The organism is Corynebacterium sp. HMSC063G05, from assembly GCF_001810555.1.
Classification (GTDB): Bacteria; Actinomycetota; Actinomycetes; order Mycobacteriales; family Mycobacteriaceae; genus Corynebacterium; species Corynebacterium jeikeium_D.
In genome coordinates, this window is record NZ_KV801865.1 from 271,146 (window position 1) to 285,948 (window position 14,803).

At 59.5% G+C, this 14,803-nt stretch carries 15 protein-coding genes and 1 tRNA gene; 11 read left to right on the forward strand and 5 right to left on the reverse strand.

Annotation, left to right across the window (positions count from 1 at the left end):
- Positions 1-127 precede the first annotated feature (127 nt).
- The gene (gene serB / locus HMPREF2751_RS10470) at positions 128-1,420 is read left to right on the forward strand and encodes a phosphoserine phosphatase SerB (RefSeq protein ID WP_049193346.1); all 1,293 of its coding nucleotides are present in this window, start codon (positions 128-130) and stop codon (positions 1,418-1,420) included.
- The gene (locus tag HMPREF2751_RS10475) at positions 1,420-2,223 is read left to right on the forward strand and encodes an aminoacyl-tRNA hydrolase (protein WP_070595972.1); all 804 of its coding nucleotides are present in this window, start codon (positions 1,420-1,422) and stop codon (positions 2,221-2,223) included. Before serB ends, HMPREF2751_RS10475 begins: the two co-directional genes overlap by 1 nt.
- On the opposite strand, the gene HMPREF2751_RS10480 is transcribed toward HMPREF2751_RS10475, so the two are convergent.
- The 3 genes from HMPREF2751_RS10480 to HMPREF2751_RS10490 form a co-directional block, all read right to left on the reverse strand.
- Positions 2,214-3,797 (reverse strand): AMP-binding protein, encoded by a 1,584-nt coding sequence (locus HMPREF2751_RS10480; RefSeq protein WP_070595973.1) that lies wholly within the window; start codon positions 3,795-3,797, stop codon positions 2,214-2,216. The genes HMPREF2751_RS10475 and HMPREF2751_RS10480 overlap by 10 nt on opposite strands.
- 183 nt (positions 3,798-3,980) lie before the next feature.
- Positions 3,981-5,960 (reverse strand): ATP-dependent DNA helicase, encoded by a 1,980-nt coding sequence (locus tag HMPREF2751_RS10485; protein ID WP_210383678.1) that lies wholly within the window; start codon positions 5,958-5,960, stop codon positions 3,981-3,983.
- 137 nt (positions 5,961-6,097) lie between these two features.
- Entirely contained in the window at positions 6,098-7,408 is a 1,311-nt protein-coding gene (locus HMPREF2751_RS10490; RefSeq protein ID WP_016422259.1) for a nicotinate phosphoribosyltransferase, read from the reverse strand.
- Positions 7,409-7,489: 81 nt separating this feature from the next.
- Between HMPREF2751_RS10490 and clpS the strand changes: the two genes are divergently transcribed.
- From clpS to HMPREF2751_RS10530, 8 genes are all read left to right on the forward strand, one after another.
- A complete protein-coding gene (clpS, locus tag HMPREF2751_RS10495) occupies positions 7,490-7,783 on the forward strand; it encodes an ATP-dependent Clp protease adapter ClpS (RefSeq protein ID WP_005511165.1) in 294 nt (97 codons plus the stop codon).
- A gap of 30 nt (positions 7,784-7,813) precedes the next feature.
- Entirely contained in the window at positions 7,814-8,365 is a 552-nt protein-coding gene (locus HMPREF2751_RS10500; protein ID WP_070546264.1) for a DUF2017 domain-containing protein, read from the forward strand.
- An 85-nt stretch (positions 8,366-8,450) separates the two neighbouring features.
- A complete protein-coding gene (locus HMPREF2751_RS10505; protein ID WP_069359085.1) occupies positions 8,451-9,554 on the forward strand; it encodes a P1 family peptidase in 1,104 nt (367 codons plus the stop codon).
- Between the two features lie 16 nt (positions 9,555-9,570).
- Complete coding sequence (locus HMPREF2751_RS10510; protein ID WP_016422263.1) at positions 9,571-10,245, forward strand: rhomboid family intramembrane serine protease; 675 nt, start codon at positions 9,571-9,573, stop codon at positions 10,243-10,245.
- 108 nt (positions 10,246-10,353) lie between these two features.
- The gene (murI, locus tag HMPREF2751_RS10515) at positions 10,354-11,220 is read left to right on the forward strand and encodes a glutamate racemase (RefSeq protein WP_016422264.1); all 867 of its coding nucleotides are present in this window, start codon (positions 10,354-10,356) and stop codon (positions 11,218-11,220) included.
- A 73-nt stretch (positions 11,221-11,293) separates the two neighbouring features.
- Positions 11,294-12,076, forward strand: coding sequence for an MBL fold metallo-hydrolase (locus HMPREF2751_RS10520; protein ID WP_042388494.1), 783 nt, complete (start codon positions 11,294-11,296; stop codon positions 12,074-12,076).
- Positions 12,077-12,144: 68 nt separating this feature from the next.
- Positions 12,145-12,906 (forward strand): ribonuclease PH, encoded by a 762-nt coding sequence (gene rph, locus HMPREF2751_RS10525; RefSeq protein ID WP_049193334.1) that lies wholly within the window; start codon positions 12,145-12,147, stop codon positions 12,904-12,906.
- Positions 12,903-13,604 carry a non-canonical purine NTP pyrophosphatase gene (locus HMPREF2751_RS10530; protein ID WP_016422267.1) on the forward strand — a complete coding sequence of 234 codons (702 nt, stop codon included), beginning with the start codon at positions 12,903-12,905 and terminating at the stop codon, positions 13,602-13,604. Before rph ends, HMPREF2751_RS10530 begins: the two co-directional genes overlap by 4 nt.
- A gap of 22 nt (positions 13,605-13,626) precedes the next feature.
- Here HMPREF2751_RS10530 and HMPREF2751_RS10535 read toward each other — a convergent pair whose 3' ends face one another.
- Positions 13,627-13,980, reverse strand: a complete 354-nt coding sequence (locus HMPREF2751_RS10535; RefSeq protein WP_005511118.1) for a DUF3817 domain-containing protein — start codon at positions 13,978-13,980, stop codon at positions 13,627-13,629.
- Between the two features lie 33 nt (positions 13,981-14,013).
- On the reverse strand, positions 14,014-14,409 hold the full coding sequence (locus HMPREF2751_RS10540; protein ID WP_016422268.1) for a hypothetical protein: 396 nt from the start codon (positions 14,407-14,409) through the stop codon (positions 14,014-14,016).
- Between the two features lie 202 nt (positions 14,410-14,611).
- Between HMPREF2751_RS10540 and HMPREF2751_RS10545 the strand changes: the two genes are divergently transcribed.
- A tRNA-Leu gene (locus tag HMPREF2751_RS10545) sits at positions 14,612-14,693 on the forward strand.
- The last annotated feature ends 110 nt before the right edge of the window (positions 14,694-14,803 follow it).

A 14,803-nucleotide genomic window follows, 5' to 3' on the forward strand; every position in this document is an offset into this window, starting at 1 on the left:
GAAGGGGGGGGGGAGCAGCGGAGCGCAGGGGGGGCGACAGCTAATGGCTGCGACTGGCCACCCACTGAAGTGCGGAATCCCACTATGCGATGAGCACTCTGCCGGGGCTTCATGCGATACTGGATTGGTGAATGAACAGGTAATTATCTCTCCCAGTCAGTCTGTAGATACCGATGCTCTATCGGTTTCGTTGGCACCGGGACTAGCTCCGGTGCTTATTACCGCTGTTGGCCGAGACCGCCCGGGTGTCTCCGCAGCTTTCTTCCGCGTGCTCGCGGCCCACGGAGTTCAAATTTTGGATGTGGAACAGTCGGTGTTCCGCTCTAATCTGAGCCTCGGTGCGCTTGTTGGTGTCACAGAAGAAAAGGTCGGTGTTCTCCGTGAGGGACTCATTGAAACACTGAAGCCTCACGGCATGACTGTCAGTTTCCAGCTGGATGCCCCGATTGAGCGCAGCGATGGCTCCACCCACGCACTTGTCGTGTTGGGCAATCCGGTCAACGCTGAGGATATTTCCCGTATCGGCCGCACTCTTGCTGATTACGGTGCAAACATCGATTCCATTCGCGGTATTGCTGACTACCCAGTCACTGGCCTGGAATTGCTGGTCTCTATTCCGGACCCGAAGCCGGGTGCGGGCATTCCGCTGCGTAAGGCACTGGCCGAGCTTGCACAGGACCAGGACATTGACATCGCAATTGAACGCGCTGGTTTGCAGCGCCGCTCCAAGCGCTTGATTTGTTTCGATGTGGACTCGACCTTGATTACCGGTGAGGTCATTGAGATGCTGGCCGCCCATGCTGGTCGCGAGGCGGAGGTTGCAGCGGTTACAGAGCGCGCTATGCGCGGTGAGCTGGACTTCGCCGAGTCACTGCATGAGCGAGTTAAGGCTCTGGCTGGCCTGCCGGTCAGTGTCCTAGAGGAAGTCACTAACTCCATCGAGCTGACTCCAGGCGCCCGCACCACGATCCGCACGCTGAAGCGCCTCGGTTACAAGTGTGGTGCTGTCTCCGGTGGCTTTATCCAGATCTTGGAGCCGCTGGCAAAGGATCTCGGTCTGGACTTTTACAAGGCGAATACCCTCGAGGTCGAGGACGGAAAGCTGACTGGACGCGTGGTCGGCGATGTCGTCGATAGGCAGGAGAAGGCCCGCAGCCTCAAGACGTTCGCCGCAGAGTCGGGGCTTCAGATGCATCAGACCGTTGCGGTCGGCGATGGGGCCAATGACATCGATATGTTGTCGGTCGCAGGCCTTGGTATTGCTTTCAATGCCAAGCCGGCGCTGAAGGAAATCGCTGACACGTCCGTCAACGTTCCATTCATGGACTCGATTCTGTTCATGCTGGGCATTTCCCGCGATGAAATCGACGATGCCGACCGCGAAGATGGCACCTTCCGCCGCGTGCCGTTGGAGCAGTAGTGCAACGCGAGGATCACAAGGATCCAGCTGTCACGGACGCATCATCGGTACCGGAGTGGTTCCGTATCGCCCATAATCTCCTGCCGCAACCTGATAGGGAAGACCACGGCGAGGATGTGCCGTGGGCAATGGCTATTATGCTTGAGGTTCCGAAGAAGGAACGCCCCTCGCGCACTGCGCTGCTCCGCGCTGCCGCGATGGCTGTGGTTGCTTGTTGCCTGGACGAACGCGCAGGCGATGACACTTCTGCCTATCAACAAGGTCTGGCGTCTTGGTACGGTGCGCGCATCCGCAAGCTCACACGTCGCGCTCGCAATATCGGCTGGCAACGCGCTCAGCTTGCACCGGGTGTCACCGTGGACGTCGACGGCGCGCAAGCTCGCGCACTAGTGCCAACGCCTGTCGACGAAACCTACCCGGAGATTGCCAAACTACAAATTTCCGGCACCGATTTGCCTTACGACGACCCGGAGAACACATCTCCCGGTGCCCCGGGCGACCATGAGAGCGCTGACACCTTTGCTCTGCCAGTGATTTGGGTGGACAAAAACCTGAATATGTCCGTAGGAAAGGTGGCCGCGCAAGTTGGACACGGCTCAATGCTCTATGCGGCCACCCTGTCGGTTGAGGATGCCTGGGCGTGGGCGCAAAGTGGCTACGCGCTGGATGTGAAAGAAGTACCGCGGGAGCAGTGGCCAGCGCCAGAGCTCCGCGCGGTTGAGGTTCAGGATGCCGGGTTTACCGAGATTGCTCCCGGTTCAGTCACCGTGGCGGTGACCCCTGGGGCAGTAACTCACGACTGAGCGCGTGCTGCCTCCATGGCCTTGAGATCCTTGCGCAGAATCTTGCCCGTCGCCGACTTCGGGATTTCATCCATGAACTCGACTGCTCGCACCTTCTTGTACGGTGCGACGCGGTCGGCGACGTAGTCCATAATCTCGTCTTCAGTCACCTGCTCGCCCGCCTTGAGGACGACGTAAGCCTTAGGAATCTCCTCGCCGTCGGAGCGAACGACACCACTGCAGGCGGCATCGGCAATATCCGGGTGGCTGAGCAGCACGGACTCGAGCTCGGCCGGCGGAACCTGGTAGCCCTTGTACTTAATCAGTTCCTTGAAGCGGTCGACGATGTACACATTCCCGTGTTCGTCGAGTTCCGCAACGTCGCCGGTACGCAGCCAACCGTCGACAAGCGTCTCTGCCGTCGCCTTCGGGTTGTTGAGGTAGCCCTTCATCACCTGTGGACCATGAATCCATAGCTCACCTGCCTCCGAGCGCCCCTCGGCGGGAACCGGGATTTCCTCAAAGCTGTCGGAGTCGAGGTTGACAATCTTGTACTGAGTGTTGGGGACTGCGCGACCGATCGAGTCCAGCGGACTATCGTGGCCGATGCGGATGTGGGCTGCTGGCGAGGACTCGGTCATGCCGAAGCCCTGTGCGACCACGCAGTCAAGGCGCTTTTCCACCTGTTCCGCGAGGTCAAGTTGGAGAGAAGCGGCACCCGAGAAGATTGTCTCCAGGCTGGACAGGTCAAAGGAATCGACAGCTGGGTGCTTGGCCAGGCCCACAGCTACAGGCGGTGCGATGAACGCGAACTTCACCTTGTGCTCGGCGATGATGGACAGGAAATCGACGAGGTCGAACTTGCCCATGGTGTACTGCGTCGTGCGGCGCCACAGGCACAGATTCAGCAGCGCAGTCAGGCCGTAGATGTGGAAAAACGGCAGGATAGTGACAGCCGGGGTGTCCTCGGTCAGCGCGTTGACTGTAGCTCCACCCGCCTGAGCGACGTTGGCCACCAAGTTGCGGTGAGTGAGCTGGACGCCCTTCGGTACACCGGTGGTTCCCGAGGAAAACGGAATCACGGCAACGTCATCGGGTGATACGTCGACGTCCGGGGCTGCGTGCCCCTCGGCAAGCAGCTCGCCCATGCCGTGGAGACCCGTCAGGCCAATAATCATCTCTTCCGGCAGACCAGCAGCCTCAGCGCCGTGGGCGCCAGCCCAACCGATTGAGGAGGTCGTTAGCATCATCTTCGCGTCAGACATCCGGAGTTGGTTTTCAATGTCCTCCGCAGTTGCCAGCGATGCGACCGTCGTGCAGACAGCCCCCGCGCGTAGGACACCGTGAAGAGCGACCGCGAAGGTTGTCGAGTTGGGGCAGTGGAGAGCCACAACGTCGCCCTTCTTAATCCCACGTGCTGCCAGCGCACCCGCAAACTTCTCAATACTGGCCTTCAGATCACCGAAGGTGACCTCGGAGCCTGAGTCAACGATTGCAAGCTTGTCCTGGTGACGTGGCTCAATTTCTCCGAAGAGGAACTCAAAGAGTGAGGTCTCCGGGATGTCGATGTCGGGGAGGTTGCTGGAAAGGGGCATGCAGGAAATCGCCTTTCTAATCTCGTGCACGGCTGCCAAGCGTCCTGCTTCATTAGCGCGGGCACTGTAGCAGTGCTGTGTTTCACATCACAATATTGTATTGGATAGAAAAACGCGGGATTTTTTCCAGAAACTATGCCTAATCCAGCGTCACCTCGTGAGCCCAGACAGCCCCCCTCTGAATCAGCTTTGGGTCAGCCGCTGCAACGCTCCAGCCGCAATATCCAGGTTGGTCGTCCGCCAGAAGTCAGGCATCGACGCGGCAATCCAGGAACCATAGCTCGCAGTCGCCAACCGTGAATCCAGTACCGCAACAACCCCGCGGTCATCGACTTGACGTAGCAGACGACCAGAACCCTGCGCCATCAGCAGCGCTGCATGCGTCGCTGAGACCTCCATAAAACCGTTTCGGCCAGCGGCATTAGCCGCATCGGAGCGCGCGGACAAAAGCGGGTCGTCGGGGCGGGGGAACGGGATGCGATCGATGATGACACACGATAGCGATGGGCCAGGAACATCGACGCCTTGCCACAGCGTCAGCGTGCCAAACAAACATGTCTGCGGATTAGCTGCGAAACGATCAACCAGAGCACCGATAGAGTCATCGCCTTGGCACAGCACGTCGTAAGGCAGGCGCTTGCGCATTTCCTCCGCCGCTGCCTCGGCGCCTCGGCGAGAAGAAAACAGCCCGAGCGTTCGCCCACCAGCGGCGCGGATGAGGCGCTCCATGATCGCGAACTGCTCCGGTGTGGCGCCGTCGCGTCCAGGTCGTGGCAGGTCGCGTGCGACGTAGAGGATGCCAGATTTCTGCGGGTCAAAGGGCGTGCCGACGTCCAAACCATCCCACCCGCCGGAGGGAAGCCCCCAAGCGGCGGCCATGGCATCGAACTTGCCGCCAAGAGCAAGTGTTGCTGAGGTCAAAACGACGGTGGATTCGCCGAAGAGGCGTTCGCGAAGCAGTGCTGCGATGGACAGGGGAGCGACATAAACTGTCTTGTTCTCGCCAAGCCATACGACATCGTCGCTACTGAACTCTAGAATTCGCACAACTGCGTCGTGCATATTCTCCACGGCAGCGCGGACGGTCTGGCGCTCAGTGTTGTCAGAGTCAGAACTCGAACCACCGGAGCCCGACCCGCCAGAGCTGCCTGAACTAGAGGTGCCCAGCGTGGTCTGTAGTTGCCACAGGCTATCGCGGAGCGAAGCTAGCGCCGCTCCAAGCTCACCGGGAATTTCTTCGAGTGCGCCGCTGTAGGCGTCGGCAAGCAATGCGACGGTCTCGCCGAGTAAATCCGTGGCATCGGTGACATCATCCACCTGCTCTGCGGCGCCGAATTTGCGGGCGCGCCGGGCCATCATGGTGATACCGGCAGGGGAGAGCTCGTCGGTGGCAACAGAGGTGATTCGACCGTCGAGCTCGTGAGCCTCGTCAATGACAACGCAGTCGTGCTGCGGCAAAATCATGGCGTCGGAGAGCGCATCGATGGCCAACAGTGCGTGATTGGTGACAACGATGTCGACGTTGGAGGCCTCGCGGCGGGCTTGTTCGGCGAAACACTCCTCGCCGAAAGGGCAGGAAATGGCACCGACGCATTCGCGAGCCGTGACGGAGACCTGCCGCCAGGCTTCGTTGGAAACGCCCTTGTCCAGGCTGTCGCGGTCGCCGGTGTCGGTGTCATTGGCCCACTCGCGTAGCCGCATGACCTCGGCAGCGGTTCGGCTGAGCTGCGCTTCGCTGAGTAGAGCAGTGGGGCCGCCCATAGCGGTCGGCTCGGATTCATCACCGTCCATGACGGGATCTTTGATGACATTTCCGACCTTGGACTTGCACAGGTAGTTCGAGCGGCCCTTGAGGATTGCGAAGGTTGGCGTACGGGACAAGTGTGGCTCTAGCGAACTGACTAGCCGCGGCAAGTCGCGTTTGACCAGCTGGCGTTGCAGCGCAATGGTCGCCGTGGAAACGATTACAGACTCGTCGGACTCCATTGCTTGCACAATGGCAGGCACCAGGTAGGCCAGCGACTTACCCGTACCGGTACCTGCCTGTACCGCTAGGTGCCGCTCGCGCGCAAAGGCGGAGGCCACCGACCGGGACATTTTGACCTGATTCGGTCGAGTCGTTCCGCCGAGTCCCTTCACTGCCGCATCGAGAAGAGCTTCGATGCTATCCGCGTTATGGACGCTGGCTCTCGGTGAAGCTAGCTCGTCAACATCGTCAACATCGTCAAAGTCCTCAAAGTCGTCCGATAGCTCAGCAAAATCTGCGTGCTCGGGAGTGTCCGACACAGTTCCCCCGCCGCCTAAACGCCGTGAAAACGGACGGACAGTACCGGCTCGTCACGGGAAAGTGCGAGCCCCTCCCACGGGAGGCTGACCAGCGCTTTAACCAAGTGGTCGCGGGACTCCTCCAAGGTCGGTAGACCATCGACGACCTCGCCATCGCGCATCATCGGAATGGTCAGATCGCGGTAGTGCAGGTTGCCCACATCCGGGATTTCTGAGCCGAGCGGGAATGCGATTTCCTCCACGGCGGTACCGGAACGACGGCAGGTACGAATCGCCGCTTTCACGCCACCGTGGCTTCGCTTGTCCAACGAGCGCTTGGCGACGGGCACCCCATCAACTTCGACCATCTTGTAGACCAGGCCCGCAGTCGGCGCGCCGGAGCCAGTGACTACAGAGGTGCCCACGCCGTAGACATCGACCGGCTCTGCCCTCAGCGCCGCAATGGCGAACTCGTCGAGGTCAGAGGACACTACGATGTTGGTGTTGTGTGCACCCAGCGAGTCCAGCTGCTGACGCACCTGGCGAGCGAGAACTCCGAGGTCGCCGGAGTCAATACGTACACCGCCGAGTTCCGGACCCGCGACCTCAATAGCCGTATTGACGCCCTCGGTGATGTCGTAGGTATCCACCAACAAAGTGGTGTCGGTTCCCAGTGTGTCAATCTGAGCCTTGAAGGCCGCAGCCTCGTTCGTCGTGCCATCTGGGTTGGTGTGCAACAGAGTCCACGCGTGCGCAGCGGTACCGGAAGCTGGGATGTTGTACCGTGCCGCTGCCTCCAAGTTGGAGGTGGCGCTAAAACCTGCCAGGTAGGCGGCACGGGCAGCAGTCACAGCTGCTTCTTCATGAGTGCGACGCGAACCCATTTCAATAATCGGGCGCCCACCGGCAGCCGTGACCATTCGGGTTGCTGCCGAGGCGATGGCGGAGTCCGCATTGAGAATGGAGAGAATAACAGTCTCCAAAATGACGCACTCGGCGAAGGTGCCTCGCACCGTCAAAATGGGCGAGGCGGGGAAGTAGAGCTCTCCCTCGCGGTAGCCGTCGACTTGGCCACTGAAGGAATAGTTACGCAGGTAATCCAGCGTCCTGTCATCGAGGAAGTCCAGCGAAGCCAGCTGTTCCTCGGTGAAGCGGAAGTTGCGGATAGCATCCAACACACGCGCTGTACCAGCGACAACGCCATAGCGACGCTCATTCGGCAGGCGACGGCCAAACACCTCGAAGGCGACCTGGCGCTCGCCGGATCCGTCGGCAAGCGATGCCTGCAGCATCGTCAGCTCGTACTTATCGGTGAGAAGGGCGGTGGAGGAATGCTTATCAATCACGGTCAATAGTCTAGTCGGCTGAAGCGGGCCGGGGCAGTCGGTTCCGGCGAGCGCGCGCCACTCCGTACTATCCTGGTGCCTATGAGCATGCCAGCAGCAACACCGATGCCCACTATGGATGCCGATGTCGTGACGGAATCGAACCGACCCTGGCAGTGCATTGTGTGGGATGACCAGGTTAATTCGATGAGTTATGTCACCTACGTGTTTCAGATGCTCTTCGGCATGGACCGAAAGAAGGCGCACGCGCTAATGATGACGGTTCACACGGAGGGCAAGGCAATCGTGTCTTCCGGTGAGCGTGACAAGGTGGAGGCCGATGTGAAGAAGCTCCACAAGGCAGGCTTGTGGGCAACAATGGAGCAGGCTGACTAAGCCGATATTCGACAGCGGGAGAGAATTTACATGCGTCCTTGGAAGCGCAAGCGATCCCTTCTCGGCGGTGGCGTCAAGTACGTCACGGCTTTTGAAGGCACGGAGCGGGATTTGCTGCTGAATCTGGCTGCTACTGTGGCGGACTCGCTGATGGAGCGAGCCCGGTCGGCGCCGAAGGATGAGCTCGCGGAAATGACGGGAATGCCTGTCGGACACTCCGAAGCCCCATCCGATCCGAAGCTTGCGCGACTGTTGCCGGACTTCACCAAGCCGGGTGAGGAGAGCGTGGAGGGGGAAAACGCTTTCATGCGCCAGCTGCATGAATCGGAGATTGTAGAGAGCAAGCTCCATTCCCTGCGTGCGATTATCGATGCCCTGGAGCCCGCCGAGTCGGGGCAGGTATCCATTTCGGAAAGTGATGCCCATGCCTGGGTAGCGGGTATCAATGACTTACGTATTTACCTGCATGTTTCCATGGAGAACCTCAATGGCTCCATCGAACAGATTGAGCAGACCGACGCGATGTACCAGTGGCTGTCCTACAACCAAGAGTCACTGTTGGACCAGCTCATGGGTGAGTAGCGAATCCGAGCAAAACCCCGAAAAGATGCAGTAATCAACTGAGGTTAGCTGCCATGAACTGTGGTGAAAGGTGCCGTGGTCGACAATGAATTCTGAGATCTTCGCAATCAGCCCCACCGACATTCGACACCAAGCCAGCAGTGCTGCGCTGGGCACGAGCATCGACATCGGCGCAGGCTGTCTCGACTCCATCGACGGCATCTCCATCGGCCATGCTGCTGAGGGGGATACCGGAGTCACCGTCATCGCCGCTCCAGGCGGCGCTGTCGGCGCTGTCGATGTCCGCGGCGGCGGTCCGGGCACCCGCGAGACCGACCTGCTCGCACCGGAGAATACCGTCGAACGCGTCCACGCTGTCGTTTTGGCTGGCGGCTCCGCGTACGGCCTCGCAGCTGCCGACGGAGCTATGCGCGAACTGCGCGACCGCGGCATTGGCTTTGAGGTCACCCCAACTCGTCCGGATATCCTCGTGCCCATCGTTCCCGGTGCTGTCATCTTCGACTTGCTGTTGGGGGAGCCGACGCTGCCCACCGCTGCACTCGGGCGCGAGGCGTTGTCTCACGCGCTTGACGACGTCCCGGAGGACACTCCCTCCGGGACAGTAGGTGCCGGTGTCGGCGCTATGGCCGGGGCAATCAAGGGTGGTTTTGGACAAGCCCGTGTGACCTCCGCCGATGGTAAGTACTTTGTGGCTGCCGCAATGGTTGTCAACTCCTTTGGTGCGGTCATTGACCCGGAGGGACACCTTTACGGAATGCCCGCGGCTGCCGGTGCCAGCAAGGAGGCATTGGCGCAGCTGGACCAGGTTTTCGTCGGTAGGACCAAGATTCTCGCCGATGCGGCTGGACACGGGGAATCGTCGGCAAGCACGCGAAACACAACGATTGGCACGTTGATAACCAATGCGCCGGTGACAACTGCGCAGTTGAAGCGGTTGGCGATGTGCGGTCATGACGGGTTGGCGCGAGCGATTCGGCCGGCTCATGCGCCGATGGACGGTGACACGCTGTTTGCCCTCAGCTCGGCCGAGGCGGCGGATAGCGGAAACGCTGAACCCGTGGGCTCGGATGTGGTGGCCCTGTTGGCTGCGATGGCGGCCGATGCGGTGCAGATGGCTATTGTCGATGCCGTGATGAGTGCAACGGGACGCGCGGAAGTAGCCGCGCTGTCAGAGATGCTGGACAAGTAGTGAAGGAAGTTCGCCAATGAATCCGCAATGGAGCTCGGGACAACAGCAGAATTACCAGAACTATGCGCAGTACCCGATGGGCGGTCCCGTGCAGACGCGGCGGAATAATCAGATTGTTCCACAGGATCGCGACGGCGGGCTCGGGGCGGCCATCAGTACGGCTATTGGGTACCTGGCACTTATCTGGACGGTCTTTCTTGTCAACGAATTCATCTTTGGTGGGGCGCTGAACAACTTCGGTGTGCGCCCACGCGAAACCTCGACGCTGTGGGGAATTTTGACCGCACCGCTGCTGCACGCAGATTACGGGCACATTGTGGCGAACTCTCTGCCCGGGGCGTTGTTCGCCGGTTTGATTGCAATGTCGTCGAAGCGGCTATTTTGGCAGGTCACACTCTTGATTACGGTCGTTGGCGGCGGTCTGACCTGGCTGGTCGGCGGTGTAAATACCGTCCACATCGGTGCGTCCGGCCTGATTTACGGCTGGCTGGCGTTTTTGGTCGTACGCGGTTTCGTGAATCGTCGGGTGATGCAGATTATTTTGGGCGTGATTCTGGCATCGATGTATTCGGGTCTTATCTGGGGAGTGCTGCCAACACAGATGGCTGTTAGTTGGCAGATGCACCTCTTCGGTGGGCTTGCGGGCATCTGGGCTGCGGTGATGTTTAAGCGCGGTCGTGCACGTGGCTAAGAGTGCACGTCGCTAAGAGCCCGAGGTACGTGGCATCAGCTCCTGACGAAATCGGCCTAGAATAGGAGCTTCGGTGTTTGACCAACGATATGAGGAGTCCAGATAGCGGTGGGAGCAGGAGCAGAAACTCAGGCAGTCAATCAGCTGACAGCGCAGGATAGCGGCTTCCCCGACCGAACAGCGCCGATTGGCATCTTTGACTCCGGCGTCGGTGGGCTGACAGTGGCACGTGCCATCATGGATCAGCTGCCGCACGAGTCGATTATGTACATCGGCGATACTGCCAACGGCCCTTACGGGCCGCTGCGCATCGCCGAGGTTCGTCAGCACGCTGAAGCGATTGCCGATGAACTGGTTGCACGCGGCTGCAAGATGATTGTCATTGCCTGCAACACGGCTTCGGCCGCATTTTTGCGTGATGCCCGCGAGCGCTACCCAGTCCCAGTAGTCGAGGTCATTCTGCCCGCTGTGCGCCGTGCGGTCTCGACCACCAGGAACGGAAAAGTCGGCGTAATCGGTACCGCCGCCACAATTCGCTCCCGTGCCTACCAAGATCTCTTTGATGCAGTGCCCGGCGTGGATGTCTCCGCGGTCGACTGCCCGCGATTCGTGGACTTTGTCGAGCGAGGAATTACCTCCGGTCGCCAGATTCTGGGACTTGCAGAGGGCTACCTCGCGCCATTGCAGGCCGATGGTGTGGACACCCTCGTGCTGGGCTGCACCCACTATCCGCTGCTGTCTGGTGTGATTCAGCTGGCTATGGGGGAGGACGTCGCCCTAGTGTCGTCGGCGGAGGAGACGTCGAAGGATGTTCTGCGCATCCTCACAAAGACCGACATGCTCGCTGACCCGGAGAGTAATCCGAACCCTGTGCGCACATTCGAATCCACTGGAGATCCGCAAGTTTTTGCATCCCTGGCAAAGCGCTTCCTTGGGCCGGGTATTAGCCAGGTCACTATGCATTCCCAAATGTGACCTTTCTTATTAAATCCAGACACTCCATTGGTTTTTTGCTCGTTTTTGATCAATTACATGGCAAGCTTGAAGTATGCGATTGAAGGTTCTGGGATGTACAGGCAGCATGGGTGGCCCATCGGCGCCAGCATCTGGCTACCTCATTGAGCTGGATAACGGTCGAACCTTTGTCATTGATTTGGGTCCCGGTGTCCTCGCCGAATTGCAGAAGATCTCTGATCCTGCAGCTTGTGATTTGTTACTAACTCATGTGCACCCAGACCACACTGCAGACATTCCAGGGCTGCTCGTCTGGCGTCGCTTCCACCCGACAGCCCCGGCGAGTTCCCGGAATCTCCTGGTTGGCCCCGGAGACATTCACGACCGGATAGGCACCATGTGCAAAGCACTGGGAAGTGAAGAAGATGCCAACCTGGAAGACACTTTTGATCAGGTTGTGAGTAACCCCGGTGAGCCACTGTTAGTCGGTGGGGGCGAAGCGGACGGAGGCGCCGTCGTCACGCCGTATAACATGGTCCACCCGGTGCCAGCTGTTGGATATCGCATTGAAGCAGATGGTCTGACCATTGCGTACACCGGAGATACTGCGTGGACCGATGAATTGGTGGAGCTGGCGCGGGATGCGGATATCTTCATCTGCGAAGCCACATGGTGCAGCAACGAAGAGGGCACCCCACCGGACATGCACCTGACAGGCTTTGAGGCCGGAAAGGCAGCGACGCTGGCGGGGGTTAAGAAGCTGGTGCTGACTCACATTCCGCCATACGCCGACGGTGAAGAAGCACTACGTGCTGCGAAGAGCACCTTTGCCGGTGACGTTGAATTGGCCTACCTGGGCATGGAGCTAGGCGGCTAGTCACAGCGACTATCGGGTTTCCGTACAGCTGTCGCACCGCTTCCGCGCCGGGCGGTAGGGTAGTTGGCATGACTACAGCTAATTCCGATTTTCGCCGTGCCGATGGACGCGCGGTTGATGAAATGCGCAAGGTGACCATCACTCGCGGCTTCACCGACAATCCGGCCGGTTCTGTGCTGGTTACTTTCGGTAATACGCGTGTAATGTGCACCGCTTCCGTCGAACAGTCGGTGCCACGATTCAAGCGTGACTCCGGCGAGGGCTGGTTGACCGCTGAGTACTCCATGCTGCCGGCCTCTACCCACGAGCGCATGCCCCGCGAGTCAATGCGCGGCAAGGTCAAGGGTCGCACTCACGAGATTTCCCGTCTGATCGGTCGCTCCTTGCGAGCTGCTATCGACTTGAAGGAACTCGGTGAGAACACCATCAACATCGACTGTGATGTTCTGCAGGCGGATGGTGGTACCCGAACCGCTTCCATCACCGGTGCGTACGTCGCGCTGGCTGATGCCCTGACCTACCTGCATGCAGCGGGTGCAGTTCCGGGCACCCCGCTGAAGGCACCAGTCGCAGCTGTTTCGGTTGGCATTATTGATGGCCGTGTCTGCCTGGATCTGCCTTACGAGGAGGACTCTCGCGCTGAGGTCGACCTCAACGTGGTGATGACCGCAGAGGGTAAGTTCGTCGAAATCCAGGGCACTGGCGAGGAAGGCACCTTTGACCGAGGTCAGCTGAATGACATGCTCGACTCGGCGGAAAAGGGTCTGCGTGAGCTCGTTGCCCTGCAGCAGGAAGTTCTGCGTGCGCCGTACCCGGGTGAGCTGCCGTGAAGCTCCTCGTCGCTACCCGAAATTCTAAAAAACTAGTCGAGCTCGACCGCATCCTGCGTGCGGCGGGTATTGATTCGGTGGAACTTCTTTCGCTTAGCGACGTCCCGGAGTACCCAGAGCGCCCCGAAACCGGTCGCACTTTTGCGGACAACGCCTACATCAAGGCTTTCGATGGTGCGACACACACCGGCTACGCGTGCTTGGCAGACGATTCGGGGCTCAGCGTCGATGAGCTAAACGGCATGCCGGGTGTGCTCTCGGCGCGCTGGTCCGGCACTCACGGCGACGATGTCGCTAACTACGAGCTGCTGCTCGCCCAGATGGGGGACTGCCCAGATGAGCGTCGTACGGCGTCCTTCCGTACCGCCTGCGCGTTGGTCGTCCCCGGTGTCAAGGAGGTGCCGTCCGCGCTTGCCGACGGCGGTTTCCCAGCCGTCCTCGATGAAGCCGGTAATCTGCTGCTGGTTGTAGAGGGCCGCTGGCCTGGCGCCATTCTGCGCGAGCCTGTTGGGGACAATGGGTTCGGCTACGATCCGGTGTTCGCGCCCGCAGTTGGGGAGGGCAACGAAGCTGAGGGGGCCTTGTCTGCGGCACAAATGAGCGCCGAAGACAAGGACGCTTTTAGCCACAGGGGGCGTGCACTGCGTGCCTTGACTCCGGCGCTGAAAATTCTGGCTGAGGTTGAGGCTAAGGGGTAGCCCTCGGGCTGCCGAGAGCCCGCTACTTCAGCTGGAAAGCGGTCTCGACTTCCTCACGACGCTTCTTCTCGACGAAGAAGGAGAGGAACGGGACCACGCCACCGAGCGCGGTGATAATCCACTTTGCTGGTTCCCAGCGGGCCTTGGTACCCAGGTTTACGGTGGCAATGAGGAATGCCATGTAGCCGAAGCCGTGAATCTGGGCGGTGTAGAAGAACCACCGCGGCGCGTCGGCGGAGTTGTCGAGGATGAGGTACTTGTAAATCATCTCGGCACACAGCAAGAGCAGCATCACACCCGTGAAGTAGGCGGTGACGGAGAAGTACGTCAGTGCCTTCCTTACGCGCTCTTGACGATCTGGATTGATGTTGGTCACTAAAAGTCCTTTTCTCGAATAAGCAGTTATCGCCTAGGCGTTGGTGCCAGAATCCGTCGATTGTGTCTCATCCACACGCTGCACCTTTCGCGAGCCATCTGGGTTGGTCGGCAGGAATTCGTCTGGAATTTCCGTCATGACATCGTCTTTAGCCTCAAATGCGGCCTCGCTATTGCCGCTCAGGCGTTCGCGTTCGTACTCCATGTATTTGCGGTAGGCCCAAATAAAGAACAGGCCGAAAGCTGGCCACTGCAGTGCGTAGCCCAGGTTTTGGAATGAGCTGGTTGTGTTCCACCTGCTGAGCTGCCAGTAGGCGAGTGCAAGAGTGGCGCCGACTGCAAGAGCCAAGAAGATTAGTTGCACCACGCGGGTACGAGTGGGAATCTTCGCTGGCTTGTCAGTGGTATTGGAATGCTGTGAAGTGGACACATAACCACCATAGCTAGTCCGTGACCTGCCAAGCTAGCGCGCTCGCTGGATAGGCAGGGGATGGGACATTAGGAAATCTGCGGCAAACCCGTTAAAGTGTGTACAGTCCAAATGAGCTGTGAAAGTTCGTTGTGCCTGTAGGTGGCTAATAGGTAGTCCATGCTTACGGGGACTGTACGTAACTGTCACGGATTCGCGACGGGCGCCTGTGGCGGAATTGGCAGACGCGCTGGATTTAGGTTCCAGTGCCTTAGGGCGTGGGAGTTCAAGTCTCCCCAGGCGCACACATAAATACCCCGTGACTATGCAGGTCACGGGGTGTTTTCGTTCTCCAGCCCGCCAGATTTTTCGCCCTCATTACGGGTTAAGTAAAGAAAAGTGTGTCTTTTCCGGG